The organism is Roseobacter sp. EG26 (genome assembly GCF_049830555.1).
Lineage (GTDB): Bacteria > Pseudomonadota > Alphaproteobacteria > Rhodobacterales > Rhodobacteraceae > Roseobacter.
This window is the reverse complement of sequence record NZ_JBNBLH010000037.1, coordinates 1-3,485: the sequence shown is the minus strand read 5'-3', so window position 1 is coordinate 3,485 and position 3,485 is coordinate 1. Positions and strand designations below refer to the sequence as shown.

General features: G+C 60.5%; 3 protein-coding genes. All 3 read left to right on the top strand.

What is annotated here, in order from left to right; translation table 11 throughout:
- Nucleotides 1-27 precede the first annotated feature (27 nt).
- The 3 genes from ACOTTU_RS24840 (at nt 28) to ACOTTU_RS24830 (ending at nt 3,211) form a co-directional block, all read left to right on the top strand.
- On the top strand, nt 28-1,029 hold the full coding sequence (locus ACOTTU_RS24840; RefSeq protein WP_425662200.1) for an ABC transporter substrate-binding protein: 1,002 nt from the start codon (nt 28-30) through the stop codon (nt 1,027-1,029).
- Between the two features lie 110 nt (nt 1,030-1,139).
- A complete protein-coding gene (locus tag ACOTTU_RS24835) occupies nt 1,140-1,946 on the top strand; it encodes a taurine ABC transporter ATP-binding protein (RefSeq protein WP_425662198.1) in 807 nt (268 codons plus the stop codon).
- A complete protein-coding gene (locus ACOTTU_RS24830) occupies nt 1,943-3,211 on the top strand; it encodes an ABC transporter permease (RefSeq protein ID WP_425662196.1) in 1,269 nt (422 codons plus the stop codon). The genes ACOTTU_RS24835 and ACOTTU_RS24830 overlap by 4 nt, the downstream gene beginning before the upstream one ends.
- Nucleotides 3,212-3,485: the final 274 nt, after the last annotated feature.

The following is a 3,485-nucleotide window of genomic DNA, read 5'->3' as shown; positions in this document are numbered from 1 at the left end:
ACGGGATGTGATCAACGGGAGAATGAGATGATCAAGAAGACAACATGCGCCTTTGTTGCGGGTGCGGTAATGGCGCTGACCGGTCAGGCGGCGCTGGCGGATGGCCACGGTGAGATCACTGTGGGCTATTTTCTGGAATGGCCGATGCCAATGATGGCAGCGAAGGCGTCCGGTGCTTATGACGAAGCGCTGGGAATGAAGGTGAACTGGGTTTCTTTCGAGACCGGAACGGCGATGTCTGCGGCGATGGCGTCGGGTGACGTGCAGATGTCGGTCAGCCAGGGTGTGCCACCTTTCGTGGTCGCGGCCTCGGGCGGTCAGGACATTCAGGTTGTGGACGTGGCCGTGAGCTATTCTGACAATGACAATTGCGTTGTTTCCGCGGGTCTGGAAATCGACAAGGACAGCGCGGGAGAGCTGGCCGGCAAGAAGGTGGCTGTTCCGCTGGGCACAGCGGCGCATTACGGCTTCCTGCGCCAGATGGACCACTTCGGTGTGGATGTCGCGAGCCTGCAGGTCGTGGACATGGCGCCGCCAGAGGGCGCTGCTGCGCTAAGCCAGGGGGCAGTTGATTTTGCCTGTGGCTACGGCGGTGGTCTGGCGCGGATGAAGGAATACGGCAACGTGCTGTTGACGGGTGACGAAAAGGAAGCGCTGGGCATTCTGGTGTTTGACGTGACGTCGGCACCGGCATCTTTCGTGGCCGAGAACGGTGACGTCGTTGCCAAGTTCCTCAAGGTCACGGCGGATGCCAACACCGAGTGGAACAGCAACCCATCAGACGAGATGCTGGCGGTGATCGCTGAGCAGGCCGGTATGGATCTGGATGCGGCCAAAGCGGCAATCTCCACCATGAAGTTCCCGTCTGTCGAAGATCAGCTGTCTGAAACATGGCTGGGCGGCAATGCGGCGACCTTCATGAAGGGTGTTGCGGATGTCTTTGTCGAAGCCGGTTCTATCGATAGCGCGCTCGACAGCTATGAGGATGCCGTGAACATCGGCCCGCTCTCGGCAGCCGGCGGCAGCTAAGACAAATGGCGGCGGCGCGGGACACCCCCGCGCCGCTTCGCTTTCAAGATCAGAGGCGGGGTCAACTCCGCCCGACCACCCGCGGTGCGCGGACAACTGGTGGGGATATCATGACCGGATTATCGATTAACAATTTATCCATGCGCTTCGAGTTGCCGGGCGGCGACCATGTGCAGGCGTTGCAGGATGTCTCGCTTGAACTGAAAGCGGGTGAACTTCTGAGCGTGCTGGGCCCCTCGGGCTGCGGCAAAACCACATTGCTGAACATCGTGGCGGGATTTCTGGCCCCCACGGCGGGGGAGCTGATCCTGAATGGCCATAAGGTCACGGGGCCGGATGCCGAACGCGGCATGGTGTTCCAGCAGGGCGCGCTGTTTGAGTGGATGTCGGTGCGCGAAAACGTGGGCTTTGGCCCTTCGATGAAGGGCACGCCGAAGAAAGACAAGGACGAGACCGTCAACCACTTGCTGGATGTTGTGGGGTTGCAGGACTTCAAGGAAAAGGCCGTCTATGAGCTCTCGGGGGGGATGCAGCAGCGCGTGGCGCTGGCGCGCTGTTTGGCCAATGACCCGGATGTGATCTTGATGGATGAACCGCTGGGCGCGCTCGACGCGCTGACCCGCGAGAAGATGCAGAGCCTTGTGCTGAAGCTCTGGAAAGAGACCGGCAAGACGATCATCCTGATCACCCACTCGGTGGAGGAGGCGTTGCTTTTGGGCGAGCGCCTGATCGTCATGGCCCCACGCCCCGGACGCATTCACAAGGAATACCGTCTGCCCTTTGCTGATCTGGGCGTCAATGCCGATCTGCGGGAAGTGAAAAAACACCATGACTTCGGGCCCAAGCGCGAAGAGATCCTGAACATGATCTGGGACATGGAAGAAGAAATTATGGGCGGTAAGGAGGACGCGGCATGATCCCTCTGCTGATCTATATCATCATCTTCGTGGCGGCGTTCTTTATTGTGACCAAGGTTGTGCAGGGCGCGGGCCTGCATGATTACACCTCGCTGAAAACCGTGACATTTGGCGATGAAAGTGCGGTGCGGCCCAATCGGGCGGCGGGCATCATCTCGATCCTGACGATCTTTTTGATGTGGGGCATCTTTACCGGCTCCAGCCTGTTGCCGGGGTTCCTGCACGCGCCGGGCCCCTATGAGGGGACAACCACATTCACCTATACATCGCAGGCCGAGGGCCAATCGCCCGATGATGCGACCGTCACCGTCGTTGTGCACCCGCGTGAGGTCGCGACAGAGGCACCGGAAGTTGAGCCGGGCGACGGCTTTGCCAAGAACGATTCTGTCGCGATTGCGCAGTGGCGTACCGGGCTCATCAATGTGGACCGCAACGATGACATCACCAAGAAAGACGGCGCCAAGGTCATTGCCATCAACGGTGAAAAGATCGCGCCCGGTGAGACCGTGAAGGTCGATGGCGGTTCGGTGACGCTTTCGGACAAGGGCACGCCCAATTTTGAACCCACCCGTGGCTGGCAGATGGAGCCGCTTTATCTGCCGGCACCAGAGGCCGTCTGGGCGCGTTCGCTTGAGATCGTCAGCTCCGGTTTCCGCAACTTCACGCTGCTCGAACACCTTGGGTATTCGCTTTTCCGCGTTGTGCTGGGCTTCCTTCTGGGCGCCGTGGTCGGCATTCCGCTGGGCTATGCCATGGGGCTTTCCGACTGGTTCCGCGGCTGGTTTGACCCGATCGTGGAGTTCATGCGGCCGGTGCCGCCGCTGGCGCTGATCCCGCTGGTGATCATCTGGGCGGGCATCGGCGAGGCGGGCAAGATCATCCTGCTGTTCCTTGCAGCCTTGTGGATCATGGCGATTGCGGCGCGCTCGGGCGTGTCGGGGGTGAAAATTTCCAAGGTGCACGCGGCTTACAGCCTCGGGGCCAGCAAGTGGCAGATCATGCGCCATGTGATCGTACCGAACTCGCTGCCCGAGATCTTCACCGGGGCGCGGGTGGCCATGGGGGTCTGCTGGGGGACGGTTGTGGCCGCTGAACTGGTCGCCGCCGAACAGGGGGCCGGCATGATGATCATGACCGCGTCGAAGTTCCAGAACACCGACATCGTGATCATGGGCATCATCCTCATCGGTGTCATCGGCTTCGGCATCGACATGCTGATGCGATGGGCCGAACGCATCCTGGTGCCGTGGAAGGGTAAAGGCTGATCCGGGCTTTGCCCGGCGAGGGTGCCAGTGGCGCCTTCGAAGCCTTTACGGGCGGAGCCCCGGGATGGGCTGATCCGGGCTTTGGCCTTCGAAGGCCTTTCCGGGCGATCAAAAACACGTACCGACACACGGAAAAAGGCCCTCCCCGGGGGGCCCTCTTCCAACCCCGCCAGCACGAACCAGACGCACCGGGGCCAAAAAGCAACTTCAAAACGACAGACAGATCAAATTATGTTCAGCTTTGGTCAATATGCTTGTGTAATCCTGTACCTTG

Coding starts and splice junctions, on each gene's coding strand:
- ACOTTU_RS24840 (WP_425662200.1), top strand. CDS start 28: ATGATCAAGAAGACAACATGCGCCTTTGTTGCGGGTGCGGTAATGGCG.
- ACOTTU_RS24835 (WP_425662198.1), top strand. CDS start 1,140: ATGACCGGATTATCGATTAACAATTTATCCATGCGCTTCGAGTTGCCG.
- ACOTTU_RS24830 (WP_425662196.1), top strand. CDS start 1,943: ATGATCCCTCTGCTGATCTATATCATCATCTTCGTGGCGGCGTTCTTT.